Source organism: Bartonella sp. MU70NMGDW (assembly GCF_042194085.1).
GTDB classification, from domain to species: Bacteria; Pseudomonadota; Alphaproteobacteria; order Rhizobiales; family Rhizobiaceae; genus Bartonella; species Bartonella grahamii.
The window spans coordinates 1-792 of sequence record NZ_JBHIMK010000520.1 but is presented as its reverse complement, the minus strand read 5'-3'; the positions used below and the strand labels follow the sequence as shown (position 1 = coordinate 792).

The 792-nt window shown below is 33.6% G+C and carries 2 protein-coding genes; both read right to left on the bottom strand.

Translation table 11 applies throughout. The features are described 5' to 3' along the window. Window positions 1-244: 244 nt before the first annotated feature. Window positions 245-517: a type II toxin-antitoxin system RelE/ParE family toxin gene (locus ACFIKE_RS11930; RefSeq protein WP_375650166.1), complete on the bottom strand. Its 273-nt coding sequence runs from the start codon at window positions 515-517 to the stop codon at window positions 245-247. After that, window positions 514-792, bottom strand: a 279-nt coding sequence (locus ACFIKE_RS11925) for a CopG family ribbon-helix-helix protein (protein WP_375650163.1), incomplete at its 5' end; no start/stop codon positions are given. The genes ACFIKE_RS11925 and ACFIKE_RS11930, both read right to left, overlap by 4 nt.

The following is a 792-nucleotide window of genomic DNA, read 5'->3' as shown; positions in this document are numbered from 1 at the left end:
CACGGGGGTTTCTTTTAAGAGTTCCCTAAGCTTTTCGACCATGACATCATTGATAATAAAACGTCGTTTACCAAGAGTATCATTATTATTTTTACGAGTAGAAACTAAGCGGTGTGCAAAGTGCATTATGCAATCATATTCGCAATATTAGAAAAATAGTAATCTATCATTACTTACTGATACGGAGCGCAGTATTGTAGAAAATAATTTGCTTCAATTACCAAATAAATAAAAATACAGTTGATTAAGGAAATTTTTGCTTTGTATGAAGCACACGTAAAATACGCACAACGCCATTTGAAATATCATAAATCATGATATAATTTGAATGTACAATAAGTTCACGTGTATTTACAATTCGTCCTAAACGACCAAGAGTAGGAAATTTAATAAGTTTTTCTACTTTTTCAGATAAAAGTTGATCAAACTTTAAGGCAGCAGAAGGATTATCTTGTGATATGTATTCACGGATCTTTTTGCGGTCAACGTGTGCTACTTGTGTCCAAATTAGCTTCATAAAGTTGATCTATCGAGTTTACTTTGTGTTTTTAGGCGCCATTCCTTTGCTTCTGCTTCGATTTCTTCAGAAGATATTATATCACCTGCATTAGCAGAATTTATCCCTAATTGAACTTGTTCCCGAAACCATAAATCGTGTGCACTTTTTTCTTTTTGTTCTTTTACGATATCGCGCATATAATCGCGCAATAATTGTGCAGCAGATCTATCACACGCCTTTGCTGCTTTGGAAAATTCATTTTTTAATACATCATCGACGCGAAAGGTAAATGT

Bases quoted from the DNA above. Each gene is read 5' to 3' on its own strand.
- ACFIKE_RS11930 (WP_375650166.1), bottom strand. From the start codon at position 517: ATGAAGCTAATTTGGACACAAGTAGCACACGTTGACCGCAAAAAGATC.